The following is a 13762-nucleotide window of genomic DNA, read 5'->3' on the forward strand; positions in this document are numbered from 1 at the left end:
GCATTCCGTGCGAGTCGCCCATCCGTCACCACGGTCGTGGTCCGACGGTGCCACCTTGATTACGGTGACGTTCACCGAGCCACACCTCGGGCACTGGCCTGGTATTTTGGAGTTAGACATCAGATGTTATTACCTATTTGAGACATATTTTCCAGCTGTCACTAAGGTATTTTCCCTCAGTCAGGCTCAGCAGCGTGCGACGCAAATGACAGCAATCCCTGATGTAAGTACACGCAACAAGGCCGACCTCACTCTACAGCGAATGGGCTCTCGGTCTGTTGCCACGGCCAGCCCGGGACCCGCGTCTGGACCCCGGCCGCGAGCGCGGCATCGAGATCGTCAGTACCCGCGGTCGCTGTATCGGCTCCGTGGGTTCGCACGTCCGCGACGTGGAAGGTCGCTTCCGCAAGCAGCCGGAGCGGCTGTTCGCCGGCGATCATCGCTGCTAACTCGCGGCCGAGGAGTTCGTCGACAACAAAGCCCGGGTAATCGCCTGCAACGTCCAGCTTTCGGAGTAAGCGGACCAGCGCGGCGACGTTGACCGCCCGGTCGCCGTCGGCGAACACCCCGTCGATGGCGGCCGTGTAGGCGTCGTCTGTAAGCGTGTCAACGTCGACGCCGAACTGCGAGCCCAGGTGGGCTCTCGTTTCGTTTATCAGCGGGACGACCTCGCCACTCCGTTCCTGCACCCAGTCGTACTCTTCACGGACGGTTTCAGGTGTCAATCGCATGCCGGCGTCTCACGTGGAGGCCGCTTACCACTTGTGGGCACACGCAACGGCGGCTGCGGGACAGGTCCGACCTCCGTATTGCGAAGGCTTTTATAACACGAGGGGAATACTGAGAAATAGAGGACGGTTTTCCGGACATCTCTCCACGTCCGGAGGCAACTCACCGATAACTGATGACTTTATTAGAGAGCGTACATCCCGCGGCACCAGGTCAGCCCGCACCAGCCGTGGACGGCCCCGCTACCGGGATGACACCCCGTTTTGAGCTATGAGCACTGTAGACAAGCAACTCGAAGACGTGAAGGCAACGATCGACGAGGAAGTCCCGCGCCGGATCTCCGTCTCTGATGTCACGTACGAGGGACCGGAACTCGTTATATACACGCGGGACCCGAAGGAGTTTGCCGCGAACAGCGACCTCGTTCGCCGGCTCGCATCGAAACTCCGCAAACGCATCACTGTTCGTCCGGACCCGGACGTGCTGGCCCCGCCAGCCGAGGCCGAGGAGGCGATTCGGGACCTCATCCCCGAGGAAGCCGGCGTCATGGACCTGAATTTCCACGCTGACACCGGCGAAGTCGTCATTCAGGCACAGAAGCCCGGCGTCGTCATCGGTCGGCGCGGCGCGACCCTGCGTGAGATCACACAGGAGGTCGGGTGGACCCCCGAAGTCGTTCGTACGCCACCAATCGAGTCCTCGACAGTCGAGAACGTCCGGAACTTCCTCAAGCAAGAGCGCGAAGACCGTCGTGACATCCTCGAACGCGTCGGCCGGCAGATCCACCGCGAGCCGATGTCCGACGACGAGTACGTCCGCATCACGACGCTTGGCTGCTGTCGTGAGGTCGGCCGCGCCGCGTTCATCCTCTCGACGCCGGATACGCGAATCCTCATCGACTGCGGGAACAAGCCCGGCGCGAACGGCGAGCAGCCGTATCTGGACATCCCGGAGGCGTTCGGGGCCGGGACGAACGGTATCGACGCCGTCGTCCTGACCCACGCACATCTGGACCACTCCGCGCTGGTCCCCTTGCTGTTCGAGTACGGCTACGACGGCCCCATCTACTGTACCGAGCCGACGCGGGACCTGATGGGCCTGCTGACGCTCGATTACCTCGATACCGCCGCGGACGACGGCCGGACCCCGCCGTACGACTCCGAGATGGTCCGGGAGGCCATCAAACACACCATCCCGCTGGAGTACGGCGACGTGACCGATATTGCACCCGATATCAAACTGACGCTGCACAACGCCGGCCACATCCTCGGCTCGTCGGTGTGTCACTTCCACGTCGGCGACGGGCTGTACAACGTCGCTTTCTCCGGCGACATCCACTACGACGACACGCGGCTGTTCGACGGCGCTGTCAACGACTTCCCGCGGGTGGAGACGCTCGTGCTGGAGTCGACATACGGCGGCCGCAACGACTACCAGACCGACCAAGAGGACTCGGAGCGAAAGCTCAAGCAGATCGTCCAGAACGCCTACGACCGCGACGGGACGGTTCTCATTCCGACCTTCGCTGCGGGGCGGTCGCAGGAACTCATGCTCGTCCTCGAAGAGGCGATGCGGAACGGCGACATCCCCGAGATGCCGGTCCATCTCGACGGGATGATCTGGGAGGCGACAGCCGTTCACACGACCTACCCCGAGTATCTCCGCGACGGCCTGCAGGACCGCATCTTCGACGAAGACGAGAACCCGTTTCTGGCTGACCAGTTCAACCCGATCGACGGCGGCGACGAGGAACGGGCGGAAATCGCTGACGGCGACTCTGCCATCATCCTCTCGACGTCCGGGATGCTCACCGGCGGCCCGGTCATGTCCTGGCTCGAACAACTCGCCCCCGACCCGGACTCGACGCTTACCTTCGTCGGCTACCAGGCACAGGGGACGCTCGGTAAGCGAATCCAGCGCGGCATCGACGAGGTGCCCGTCGGCCGTAGCGGGCACAGCGAGACTGTCCCGATGGAGATGAACGTGGAAACGGTCGACGGCTTCTCCGGCCACGCCGACCGCCAGGGGCTAGAGAACTTCGTGAAGACGATGAACCCCCGGCCCGAGAAAATCCTCTGCGTCCACGGCGACGAATCCGCGACACAGGACCTCTCCTCGTCGCTGTACCACGACCAGAACATCCGGACCTTCGCGCCGGAGAACCTCGAAACGTTCCGCTTCCGCTGACCGGGTTGCTGTTCTGGGTTCGTTCACTCTCCCCGATAGCCAGACGAACCTCTATACGGCAGGCGGGTGAACTACCGCGTATGGACATCACCCAGTATCTCGACGAGCTCGAACCGGTCGGGATGGTACTCATCGGACTCGTGCTGTTTATCATCCCGGAGCCTGCGACGTCGACACTCGGAATCGGCCTGATGGTGCTCGGTGGGGCATGGTGGTTCTACGAGTGGAACCGCTGAGATAACTCGGAGCAGTCGTCATGAATCACGACCGCATTCACGCACAGGAGCCGTCACACCACCGCGACCGCTGGACGGTCGGCACAATCGCCGAGCTAGCGGAGCGAGACGGCCACTGTGTCGTCACTGTGGAAGACGAGTCCGGCGAGCCAACCGAACTCATCGTCACCATGGCCATTCGTGACCTGTTCATCAGTCGGCTGGACATCGATGCCGACGAAAATCCGGTCGGCGAGCGCGTCTGGTTCCGGAAACGTGGCGGACAGTAGCTAATGCATTTGCTCCGGTTTGACCGTCGCTACGACAGGTCGACGGTCCGGTCGGCAAAGCGCCGGAGTCGGTCGAGCGCGTCCCGCTCGGCCCGTGACACCGGGTCGTCGACGCCCAGTTCGTCGCTGTCGAAGGCGTTGAGGACGGCCACATCCGCCACGTCACAGTAGTCGATGAGCCGGTCGACTGCGGCGGCCTCGTGCTGGAACGGAATCGTCGCGTCGTTGACGAACACCGCTCGCGGGTTCGCCGGAAGCGTGGCCATCTGTCGCTCGGCGCGGCGCGCGTTCTCGCGGGCGAGCGCGACCGCCCCGTCGGCCGTCTCGCTCTCGGCGCGGGGGGCGCTGGCGTCGATGCGACCGACCCAGACCGCCTCGGGCAGCGTGACGAATCGGTCGAGGCGGCCGCCAAGGATGGTCCCGTCCCGTTCGAGTTCCGGTGCGAAATCGAGGACGACGCCGTCGGTTCCCTCGCGGTCGAGCCAGGCGTCGAGGGCGGCGGCGGTCGTCTGCGTCTTGCCGGCGTTCGAGGGGCCGGTGACGAGCGTCGACCCGGACAGCGGGAACTCGACGCCGGTCACGCGAGGAGTTCCTCCCGCAGGAACTTCCCGCCGAGGCCGGCCATGGCGAGAGCGAGCGCGACAGCGAAGGCCAGCACGAACCCGGAGAGCGGGCCGACACCGCCGCCGAGCTGTTCGACGACGAAGTTCGCGGCGAGTCCGCCCGAGACGGCGACGAGCGCCAATCCGCCGACGTTGGCCAGCGTCGAGTTCTGTTCCGGGACCGCGTCGGAGTTCAGGAGGTAGAGGACGAGGGCGATGACAAACGGTGTGCCGACGGTGCCGAGGGCGAGGACGAGGACGAGCTGGCCGAGTACGTTCCCGCCGATGAACGCGCCGGGTGCGGAGAGCAGCGCGACAGCGACGAGGAGCCCGCGGTAGCGGCTGTCCTCGATAGTAGTGCCCCACCCGAGCTTGTCGGCGAGCAGGAACGGCGGGACGATGGTGTTGCCCCCGAGCGTCGACACGGCAGCGCCCCAGAGGCCGAGCAGGAACAGCCAGCGGGCGCTGTCGCCGACGAGCGGCCCCAGCGCCTCCGCAGCGCCGACCGTCGTCAGGTCCCCGGAGGTGAGCACGCTCGCGGTCACCAGGAAGATGGCGAGGCTGTAGACGCCGAAGGCCACCAGCATGGACGCCCCGACGTCGACCGTCGCGAGGTCGTAGTCCTCGCGGGTCCAGCCACGGGCCCGCATCGTGTAGGAGTGCATCGTGATGAGCGTGATGTGGACCGCGCCGCCGAGGATGCCGGCCGCGACCAGCGCGCTCCCGGACGGGACCGAGGGGACCAGCCCGGTCGCCGCCGCGCCGGCGTCGATGGGGACGACGAACAGGCTGGCGACGAACGCGACGACCACGAGCAAGACGAGGACTTTCGCGGCCAGTTCCAGGAAGCGGTAGCCGCCGCCGGCCAGCCCCACGGCGAGGAGGAGCGCCCAGGCGACGCCCCAGACCCGCGCGTCGATGCCCGTCACCGTCGCCGAGACCGTGGCGACGGTCTTCATGATGACCAACTGTGCCACGCCCGCGGCCAGCACCGCGTCGCCGACCAGCAGCCAGGCCCACATTTCGCCGAGGTGGTCCTCGACGACGGCGACGATGCCCCGCTCGGTCAGCAGTCCCAGCCGCATCGCGAGGTACTGGGCCAGCGCCCCCGCCCCCGCGGAGAGGACGACGACCCACAGGAGGCTGTAGCCGAACGCCCCGCCCGCGGTGACGAGGCTGGCAATCGTCGCCGGGCCAGCGGCGATTGCGCCCGCAATCCAGGACGGGCCCATGGCTTCGACGTAGTCACCGATTGTCTCCCTGCTAACAGCCGAACTATCGACAGTTTCGGTCGAACTCATACCTCCGGCTTGGGAGAGGCCCCCTCAAAACACTGCCGACATATTGTTCGGTGGTATTCTGCGGTAATTCGACTTCAGTACAGCGATTACGCCGAGACAGTGTGTTGGACAGGCGACACACCATCCGCCAAGTGGGAGCCGTCGAAAGCGGGAGAACCGCCCCTCTGCTCAGAGCTCGATGGTTCCGAGGTCCGATTCCAGGTCCTCGACGTGCTCGTTGTAGGCGTCGACGAAGTCCGCGAACTGCGGGGCGTACTCGCGGATGTCGGCCGCCGACGGCGGTTCGTACTGCGAGAGGAGATACAGGCCGCTGCTCCCGCCGACCCGGAGATACGACGCGCCGTCGGTGTCCCACTTCAGTTCCCAGCGCGTGCCGTTGATTCTCTCGGTGAACGTGCCGTAGTCGCCGCCCTCGTAGCGCTGGAGTTCCCGGGCGATCCGGTCACAGACCTCGCGGATGCGGCCGAGGACGCGGTCCCGCTCGGCCACGACGCCGTCGGTCGTCGCAATTTCCGGGAACTCTGTCGACACGTCGTCGAGGACGCCGTCGAGCGAGGCGACGTAGTCGTTGAATCCCGCAACGAAGGCGTCGTAGTCGGCGAGCGCGGCCGCGAGTGGCTCCGGCTCAGGGGGCTGTTTCGTCGAGATGACGTAGGTGTCCGAGCCGCGCGAGGGTGAGAACCGGAGGTACTCCAGGTCGCCGCCCTCGTATTTCACGGTCCACTCGCCGCGGTCGGTCTCGATGTCCGCCTGCCCGTAGTCGCCACCCTCCAGTCGAGCAAGCTGGTAGGCGACCTGTCCGGCGTGGTCCCGGACCGCCGCGACCAGTTCGTCACGCTGCTGTGCAACGGCCGATGCGTCGGCGGGGTCCGCCGGTGGCCACTCAGTCACAGTAGACGGAAGCGACGGGACAGCAATAACAGGCTCGGTCGGCTACTCGGACTCCAGGAGCGCGTCGTCGCCGTGGCGCTCTCGGAGCGCCTCGAAGTACTCACGTTGCTCGTCGATGTTCGGCGTCGACTCGGCGTACACGTCGACAAAGAGGTCCGTCGGCTCGGCGGCGTGAGACTCAGCGTTGTCGATAATCTCGCCGAGGCGCTCGTCGATGGTGTCGTCCATCACGTCGAGTTTCCGGTCGTCCAGTAGATTGCAGTTCCGGAGGAACGCCTCCATGCGGTCCAGCGGGTCGCGCTCGCGCCACGCCTCGACCTCCGCGTCGTCGCGGTACACGTCCGGGTCGTCGGCGGTCGTGTGCGCGCCGAAGCGGTACTGTACCGCCTCGATGAAGACCGGCTCTGGCTCGCTTCCGTCGGCCCCAACTGCCCGCTCACGGGCAGCCTCGGTGACGGTGTGGGTCGCGAGCGGGTCCATGCCGTCGACCTGCACGCCGTCGAAGCCGTAGGCATCGGCTTTCTGCGCGAGCGTCTCGCTGGCGGTCTGGCGCTCCCGGGGCACGGAGATGGCCCACTGGTTGTTGTTACAGAAGAACACTGTCGGCGTCTCGAACACGCCGGCGAAGTTCATCGCCTCGTGGAAGTCGCCCTCGCTGGTGGCCCCGTCGCCGAAGTGGACGACACCCGCCCGCTCGTCGCCCTTTTTCTTAGCCGCCCACGACCACCCCACGGCGTGAGGGAGGTGCGCGCCGATGGAGATGTTCAGCGGGAACACGTTCACGTCGCCGAGAGCGGCGTTACCCCCTTCGTGGCCCATCCAGTAGAGAACGTACTCCCAGGGGAGCCCACGGGCGACGAGCGAACCGTGTTCCCGGTACTGGTAGAAGATGGTGTCTTCGTCGGCCAGCGCGTACGTCGACCCGACCTGTGCCCCCTCCTGACCCGCCAGCGAGGAGTAGGTGCCGAGCCGACCCTGTCGCTGGAGGCTTATCATCCGCTCGTCGAACCGGCGGGCAAAACGCATATCGCGGTACATCGACACCAGTTCCGCATCAGAGAGGTCCGGGATGAGGTCCGGGTCGACGATCTCACCGTCTGAATCGAGCGCCTGTATCCGGTCGTCGGGCGCTCGATTGAGAACGTCCTGTGTCATTTCGTACCCTACCCTCGGAGAGGACCGTCAAAAAGCTGTGTTCGGATCTGGTCAGTCGAGCCACTCCAGCACGCACCGACAGTCTGGCCCGAGTATTCATGCCGTTTCCGGCCAACGTGTCCATAATGCTCGGCAAGGAGGGTCCGGAGACAGACAGTGAGAGGGAGACGATCTGGCGAGAACACCACCTGTCGCCTACGCATGCGGTACTCTGGACTGTCGTCCTCGTCGCAACAGTCGGTGACGTCCTCCTGACGATGACCGGCCTCACAGTCGGCCTGCAGGAGGGCAACGTCGTCGTCAGCGCGATGCTTGCGGAGTTCGGGCTGGCGGGCCTCTGGCTCGTGAAGTTCGGGGCAATGCTGTGGCTGGTCGTCGGGTGGCGACTGCTCTCCGAGCGCAACGCGACGGTCTTTCTCGCCCTGTTCGCGGTGGTGACGCTCGCGGTCGTCGCCTACAACTCAGTCACCATCCTGCAGTACCGCGGGATAATAACGGCCGCTGCAGGTATTTGAAGGCCTGATACCTTAGAATTCAGGAACACCGGGGTTAAGTACCACTGGGTGTGACCACGGAGTAATGGATAGACGTTCCTTCCTGACAGCGGCCGGCGCGACGGTGTCCGCCTCGGTTGCCGGCTGTGCCGGGCTGGGCGGCGGTGGCGAGGAATCGAGCACGGACGAGTCGACGGGCACCGGAACGAGCACCGGCGACGCCGGGGGTGCCGACGAGACGCTGGTCGTCGGGACGTACAGCGCGTTCGTCGACTCCCCGTCGACGAGTCCGGGCGCGTGGGTGAAACAGCGCTTCGAAGAGGAGTTCGACGCCCGCCTGATCTGGCAGACGCCGAGCAACGAGGTCAACCACTACATCGAGCGCCGGAACGCCGGCGTCGACATCGAGGCCGACATGTATCTCGGGCTGAACACGGACCACCTCGTCCGGGTCGACGAGAACCTCGACGACGGGCTGTTCGCCGAGGTCGGCGACGTGGCCGGGCAGGACGACATCAAGCCCGGCCTGCAGTTCGACCCCGACGGGCGGGCGATTCCCTACGACACCGGTTACATCAGCCTGGTGTTCGACGGCACAGCCACCACCGCGCCGGAGACCTTCGACGGCCTCCTCGCTGACGAACACGCCGGCGACCTCATCACGCAGAACCCCGCGAGTTCCGCGACCGGGCGGGCGTTCCTGCTGCACACGGTCAAGCAGTTCGGCCCGGACGGCTACCTGGACTACTGGAGCGACCTGCAGGACAACGACGTTCGGGTCCTCGGGTCGTGGAGCGACGCCTACAGCGCGTGGTCGGGCGGCGAAGCGCCGATGGTCGTCTCCTACTCCACGGACCAGGTTTTCGCCGACCGGAACGACGCGAACATGGAGAAACACCAGATTCGCTTCCTGAACGACCAGGGCTACGCCAATCCCGAGGGGATGGCGGTGTTCGAGGGCGCGGACACGCCCGACCTCGCCCGGGAGTTCATGGGCTTCCTGCTGCGGCCGGAGATTCAGGGCGAAATCGCCGTCCGGAACGTCCAGTTCCCGGCGACCGAATCGGCCGACCTCCCGGCGGACTACGCCGAACTCGCACAGGAGCCCCCGGAGCCGGTCACGTTCGGCTACGACGAGCTCAGGGGCTCGGTTTCGGGCTGGATTTCCGACTGGGAGCGGCAGTTCGCCTCGAACTAACGACCACGGACTGTGGCCCGAGATGTCGACGGCGGCGCGGCTGGTGCTGGCAGTGACGACAGCGAAACGGCGACAGAGACAGCGAGTCGTCCGTCCGGCGAGCAAGGCCGGAGCGTCCGGACCACTATCGAGCGTCGGGGGGTCGTCGGACTCGCAGTCGCCACCATCGCGCTGTTGCTCGGCATCTTCTACTACCCGGTGGCAACGGTGTTCGTCGACAGCGTTCTCGTCGACGGCCGCTGGACTGCCCAGGTGTTCGTCTCGATACTGCAGGACCCGTTCTACTTCGGCGAACTGGCCCGGTTGCTCTCCGGCGAACCAGTGAGAGCTGTCATCGAAAGCATCCGCTCGCCGGACCGGCGGCTGGGCGTCATCGGCTTCACGACGTATCAGGCGGCCCTCTCGACCGTCGCCAGCGTTGCGCTCGGCCTGCCAGCGGCGTATCTGCTGGCCCGGTTCGAATTCCCGGGACGACGCACACTCCGGTCGCTGACGATTCTCCCGTTCGTCCTCCCGTCGATAATGGTCGCCGTCGGCTTCGTCGCGACATTCGGTCAGAACGGAACGCTCAACGCCGTGCTCGGCGCGCTCGGTCTGGGAGAAGTCAATCTCCTGTTCACGCTGGAAGCCGTCGTCATCGCCCATGCCTTCTACAACGCGCCCCTCGTCGCCCGAGTGACCACCGCCGCCTGGGAGTCCGTCGACGCCAGCGCGGTCGAGACGGCTCGGAGCCTCGGCGCGAGTCCCCTCCGGGCGTTCCGGGACGTGGTCGCCCCCCAGCTCGTCCCATCGGTGCTGATGGGCGCGGCGCTTACCTTCGTGTTCACCTTCTCGACGTTCCCAATCGTCCTCGCGCTCGGCGGCTTCCAGCTTGCGACCGTCGAGGTGTTCGTCTACCGGCTCATCCGCGACCTGGAGTACGCGGAAGCGGCCGCCCTCGCGCTCATCGAACTCGGCATCTCACTTGGCTTGCTGTACGCATATCTCCGGTACGAGGCCAGACACACCGTTCAGTCACGAGGGATACGGCCGCTCCCGCGGCGGCCACTGACGCCCCCGTCGTTTTCCATCCGGGAACTGCTCCCCAGAGCCGGGCTCGCCGCCTACGCCGTCGTCGCGCTGGCGGTGTTCGTCGCGCCGATAGCGAGCATGGTACTGGCCAGCCTCAGCGGGCCGGAGGGGCTGACGCTGGCAAACTACCGGTTCCTCGTCGACCGCCAGACGACCGGCGCGTCGTTCCAGGTCCAGCCGTGGGATGCGGTCAGGAACTCACTGCTGTTCGGCGTCGCCTCGCTCGCCGTCGCGCTCCCGATGGGCGTCGTCGTCGCCGTCCTCACCACGCGGGACTACCGCGGCCGGAAGGTCGTCGACGCGGTGGCGATGGCCCCGCTGGCCGTGTCGGGTATCGTCGTCGGCCTCGGCCTGCTCCGGGGCCTCGTCTTCGGGTTCGAAATCGGCGGCACCCGTCTCGCCGTGGGCGGCGGCCTCGCCATCGTCGCCGCCCACGCCGTCGCCGGCTATCCGTTCGTCGTTCGGACGGTCGCACCCGGGCTGGAAGGCATCGACCGCACGCTGGTCGAATCAGCCCGCGCGCTCGGCGCGCCGCGTGCCAGAGCGCTGCTGGACATCGAACTCCCCCTCGTGTGGCCAGCCGTCGTCGCCGGCGCGGCGTTCGCCTTCGCCATCTCCATCGGGGAGTTCTCGGCGACGATTGTGCTTGCCTCGGGGACGAACCAGTTCACGATGCCAATCGCCATCGAGCGGTTCATCGGTCGCCGCCTCGGCCCCGCGACAGCGATGGGTGTCGTTCTGCTCGTGGTTACCAGCGCGAGCTTCTTGCTCATCGACCGGCTGGGGGGTGACGACGTTGGGTTCTAAGGGACCCCGATCAGACAGTGCTGCCGTGAACCGGACTGCCCCGCCGGCGGTCGAACTCGACGGTGTCACCAGACGCTACGGCGAGACGACCGCCGTCGAGGACCTGTCGCTCTCCGTGCAAGAAGGCGAGTTCTTTACGCTGGTCGGTCCCTCCGGCTGTGGGAAGACGACGACGCTCCGACTTATCGCCGGTTTCGAGGACCCGACGCGGGGCACGGTCCGGTTCGGCGGCGAGTCCGTCACCGGCGTCCCGCCGGAGGACCGCGACGTGGGCGTCGTCTTCCAGAACTACGCGCTGTTCCCCCACATGACCGTCGGGGAGAACGTCGCCTACGGGCTCCAGTTCTCCGACCCGCCGGGCGGCGGCAGCGACGAGGCTCGGGTGCGTGAACTGCTTGAGCTGGTTGACCTCGGCGGCATGGCGGACCGGGACCCGGACACGCTCTCGGGCGGCCAGCAACAGCGGGTGGCGATGGCCCGCGCACTGGCTCCCGGCCCCGACGTACTCTTGCTGGACGAGCCGATGAGCGCCCTCGATGCGAAGCTCCGGGAGCGCCTCCGCGTGCAGGTTCGCGAGATTCAGCAGGAACTGGGTATTACGACGATTTACGTCACCCACGACCAGGAGGAAGCCCTGGCCGTGTCCGACCGCGTGGCAGTCATGCGCGACGGGACGCCGGAACAGGTCGCGCCACCGCGGACCATCTACCGCGAGCCGGCGACTGAGTTCGTCGCCACCTTCGTCGGCGACAACAACGTTCTCAGTGGTGCGGTAACGGCGGTGCGGTCGGCCGATGCCCCCGACGGTTCTGGGGCTGAGAGGGGACACCCTATCGCGGACGTGACGGTCGACGGGACGACGCTCTCAGTGGCCCTGGAGGGCGACAGCGACCCGGCGGCTGTCTCGTCTGGAGATCGACTCACGTTCTGCGTTCGGCCGGAACGGCTTGCTGTCGACGCCGACCGAAACGCGCTGACGGCGACCGTCACGAGCGCGGAGTTCCTCGGGGAGACCACGCGTGTACACCTCGAATGGGAGGGCCGAGAACTCCTGTTGCGAGCCGAAGACCCGCCGACCGGCACCGTGACAGTCGGCTTTGCCCCGACTGACGCACACATCGTCGACAGGCAGTCGTAAGGTACCAACCCTCACGCCCACACCGGAATGGAGTCTGTTTTAACCCACCTGTGGCTATCGCCGATATCAGTATGACACGCAGTGCCGTCGCAACTGTTCGAAACGGGTGTATCGGAGCGTGTCGACAGGGTTTGCGAAAATCACCGGCCCCAGACCAGAGCCATGCCGGAGTCCTGCCGGATAGGCGCGACGGGGTGCGGTGATGGTCGAGTTCGAACCCCGGCTGTTCGACGATATCGACCCGTCTGAGCGGCCGTCGCTGGGTGCCGCGCTCGTGCCTATCGCGGGAATGATCGTATTCCTCAGCGTAGGCCTCATTGCCTTCGATCTCGACCCACAGTTCCCGCTGTTCTGGGGAATTGCCTTCACCGGCCTGTTCGCACGGTATCACCTCGGGCTGTCGTGGGAAGACCTGTACGACGGCATCGCCAGTAGCCTGCTCATGGGGATGCGGGTGATTCTCATCATGTTCACCGTCTATGCACTCATCGCGTCGTGGATTCAGGCGGGCACGATTCCCGGCCTGATGTACTTCGGGCTGGAGTTGTTCACTCCGACAGTGTTTCTCCCGGTGGCGGCGATTCTCTCTGCCATAATCTCTTTCGCCGTTGGGTCCTCGTGGACGACGGCCGGGACGCTCGGGGTGGCGCTCATCGGTATCGGTTCGGGCCTGGGTATTTCCGAGCCGATGACTGCCGGCGCAATTCTCAGCGGGGCATACACGGGAGACAAGCAGTCCCCGCTCTCGGATACGACGAACCTCGCCGCCGCAGTGACAGACACGGACCTGTACGAACACATCAATGCGATGCGGGCCGGCACGCTCGTCGCGTTCACGATTGCCGTCCTCCTGTACGCCGGCCTCGGACTGCGGGCCGCTGGGGCTATTCCCGCTGACCGCGTTGCGTCCATTCAGGCGGCCATCGAAAGCACGTACGTCGTCTCACCGCTCGTGTTTTTGCCGGTCGTCGTGACCTTTGGACTTGCACTGCGGGGCATCCCCGCCCTGCCGACGCTCGGAACAGGCGTCTTCGCGGGCGTCGGGACCGCGATGCTTGTACAGGGAACCGGATTCGCCGCTGCCTGGTCGGCGGCACAGTCCGGGACGGCCCCAGAGACGGGCATGGAACTCGTGAACGGCCTCTTAGAGAGCGGCGGGCTGATCGGCGGCGCGTGGATCGTGACAATCGCGATTGCCGCACTCGCGCTGGGTGGCCTGCTCGAACGTGCTGGCGTGCTCGCGGTGCTTTCCCACCATCTCGGACGACTCTGCCACAATGTTGCGAGCCTCACGGGCGTGACCGCTGTGTCCGCTGTCTCGATGAATATTCTCGCGGCGGAACAGTATGTGAGTATCGTGGTGCCGGGGATGACGCTCGGGAATCTGTACAACGAACAGGGACTCAAGAGCCAGAACCTCTCCCGGGCCATCGAAGCGTCGGGGACGACGACGAGTGCGCTTATCCCGTGGAGCAGCGGCGGGCTGTTCATGGCCGGGACGCTCGGCGTCCCGACGCTTTCCTACGCGCCGTACTACTTCTTCGGCTTCCTCTCGCCGCTCGTGTTGCTGTTCATGGGGGTGACCGGCTGGCAAATCGTCTATGCGGACCGAGCTGACGCCCAAGACACGGCCGCGAAGTCCGGCGGTGCCGGGTCAGTGACAGCGGGCGAGGACTAATCGACC

At 65.9% G+C, this 13762-nt stretch carries 13 protein-coding genes; 8 read left to right on the forward strand and 5 right to left on the reverse strand.

The annotated features are described in order from the left end of the window. Window positions 1–248 precede the first annotated feature (248 nt). On the reverse strand, window positions 249–731 hold the full coding sequence (locus AMS69_RS13405) for a hypothetical protein (RefSeq protein WP_053968577.1): 483 nt from the start codon (window positions 729–731) through the stop codon (window positions 249–251). Between the two features lie 268 nt (window positions 732–999). Here AMS69_RS13405 and AMS69_RS13410 point away from each other — a divergent pair, with 268 nt between their 5' ends. The 3 genes from AMS69_RS13410 to AMS69_RS13415 all read left to right on the forward strand — a co-directional run bounded on the left by AMS69_RS13410 (window position 1000) and on the right by AMS69_RS13415 (window position 3421). Beyond that, entirely contained in the window at window positions 1000–2916 is a 1917-nt protein-coding gene (locus tag AMS69_RS13410; protein ID WP_053968578.1) for a beta-CASP ribonuclease aCPSF1, read from the forward strand. Between the two features lie 80 nt (window positions 2917–2996). Continuing rightward, entirely contained in the window at window positions 2997–3152 is a 156-nt protein-coding gene (locus tag AMS69_RS20675) for a hypothetical protein (RefSeq protein WP_170083780.1), read from the forward strand. A gap of 20 nt (window positions 3153–3172) precedes the next feature. Continuing rightward, complete coding sequence (locus AMS69_RS13415) at window positions 3173–3421, forward strand: DUF7861 family protein (protein ID WP_053968579.1); 249 nt, start codon at window positions 3173–3175, stop codon at window positions 3419–3421. A gap of 29 nt (window positions 3422–3450) precedes the next feature. Here AMS69_RS13415 and AMS69_RS13420 read toward each other — a convergent pair whose 3' ends face one another. From AMS69_RS13420 to pdhA, 4 genes are all read right to left on the reverse strand, one after another. Continuing rightward, a complete protein-coding gene (locus AMS69_RS13420) occupies window positions 3451–4002 on the reverse strand; it encodes a hypothetical protein (protein ID WP_053968580.1) in 552 nt (183 codons plus the stop codon). Next, window positions 3999–5324, reverse strand: coding sequence for a divalent metal cation transporter (locus AMS69_RS13425; protein WP_053968581.1), 1326 nt, complete (start codon window positions 5322–5324; stop codon window positions 3999–4001). The genes AMS69_RS13420 and AMS69_RS13425 overlap by 4 nt, the downstream gene beginning before the upstream one ends. 168 nt (window positions 5325–5492) lie before the next feature. Then, on the reverse strand, window positions 5493–6215 hold the full coding sequence (locus tag AMS69_RS13430; protein WP_053968582.1) for a hypothetical protein: 723 nt from the start codon (window positions 6213–6215) through the stop codon (window positions 5493–5495). Window positions 6216–6257: 42 nt separating this feature from the next. Beyond that, window positions 6258–7370 carry a pyruvate dehydrogenase (acetyl-transferring) E1 component subunit alpha gene (pdhA, locus tag AMS69_RS13435; protein WP_053968583.1) on the reverse strand — a complete coding sequence of 371 codons (1113 nt, stop codon included), beginning with the start codon at window positions 7368–7370 and terminating at the stop codon, window positions 6258–6260. Between the two features lie 98 nt (window positions 7371–7468). Between pdhA and AMS69_RS13440 the strand changes: the two genes are divergently transcribed. The 5 genes from AMS69_RS13440 (at window position 7469) to arcD (ending at window position 13756) form a co-directional block, all read left to right on the forward strand. Beyond that, complete coding sequence (locus AMS69_RS13440; RefSeq protein WP_202904550.1) at window positions 7469–7885, forward strand: DUF5658 family protein; 417 nt, start codon at window positions 7469–7471, stop codon at window positions 7883–7885. Between the two features lie 64 nt (window positions 7886–7949). Next, window positions 7950–9062, forward strand: a complete 1113-nt coding sequence (locus tag AMS69_RS13445; protein WP_053968584.1) for a thiamine ABC transporter substrate-binding protein — start codon at window positions 7950–7952, stop codon at window positions 9060–9062. A gap of 12 nt (window positions 9063–9074) precedes the next feature. Continuing rightward, the gene (locus AMS69_RS13450; RefSeq protein ID WP_053968585.1) at window positions 9075–10940 is read left to right on the forward strand and encodes an ABC transporter permease; all 1866 of its coding nucleotides are present in this window, start codon (window positions 9075–9077) and stop codon (window positions 10938–10940) included. A 25-nt stretch (window positions 10941–10965) separates the two neighbouring features. After that, window positions 10966–12078 carry an ABC transporter ATP-binding protein gene (locus AMS69_RS13455; RefSeq protein ID WP_053968586.1) on the forward strand — a complete coding sequence of 371 codons (1113 nt, stop codon included), beginning with the start codon at window positions 10966–10968 and terminating at the stop codon, window positions 12076–12078. A 202-nt stretch (window positions 12079–12280) separates the two neighbouring features. Continuing rightward, on the forward strand, window positions 12281–13756 hold the full coding sequence (gene arcD, locus AMS69_RS13460) for an arginine/ornithine antiporter ArcD (protein ID WP_053968587.1): 1476 nt from the start codon (window positions 12281–12283) through the stop codon (window positions 13754–13756). Window positions 13757–13762: the final 6 nt, after the last annotated feature.

Source organism: Haloarcula rubripromontorii (assembly GCF_001280425.1).
In the GTDB taxonomy this organism is placed as follows: Archaea; Halobacteriota; Halobacteria; order Halobacteriales; family Haloarculaceae; genus Haloarcula; species Haloarcula rubripromontorii.

Bases quoted from the DNA above. Each gene is read 5' to 3' on its own strand.
- AMS69_RS13405 (WP_053968577.1), bottom strand. From the start codon at position 731: ATGCGATTGACACCTGAAACCGTCCGTGAAGAGTACGACTGGGTGCAG.
- AMS69_RS13410 (WP_053968578.1), top strand. From the start codon at position 1,000: ATGAGCACTGTAGACAAGCAACTCGAAGACGTGAAGGCAACGATCGAC.
- AMS69_RS20675 (WP_170083780.1), top strand. From the start codon at position 2,997: ATGGACATCACCCAGTATCTCGACGAGCTCGAACCGGTCGGGATGGTA.
- AMS69_RS13415 (WP_053968579.1), top strand. From the start codon at position 3,173: ATGAATCACGACCGCATTCACGCACAGGAGCCGTCACACCACCGCGAC.
- AMS69_RS13425 (WP_053968581.1), bottom strand. From the start codon at position 5,324: ATGAGTTCGACCGAAACTGTCGATAGTTCGGCTGTTAGCAGGGAGACA.
- pdhA (WP_053968583.1), bottom strand. From the start codon at position 7,370: ATGACACAGGACGTTCTCAATCGAGCGCCCGACGACCGGATACAGGCG.
- AMS69_RS13440 (WP_202904550.1), top strand. From the start codon at position 7,469: ATGCCGTTTCCGGCCAACGTGTCCATAATGCTCGGCAAGGAGGGTCCG.
- AMS69_RS13445 (WP_053968584.1), top strand. From the start codon at position 7,950: ATGGATAGACGTTCCTTCCTGACAGCGGCCGGCGCGACGGTGTCCGCC.
- arcD (WP_053968587.1), top strand. From the start codon at position 12,281: ATGGTCGAGTTCGAACCCCGGCTGTTCGACGATATCGACCCGTCTGAG.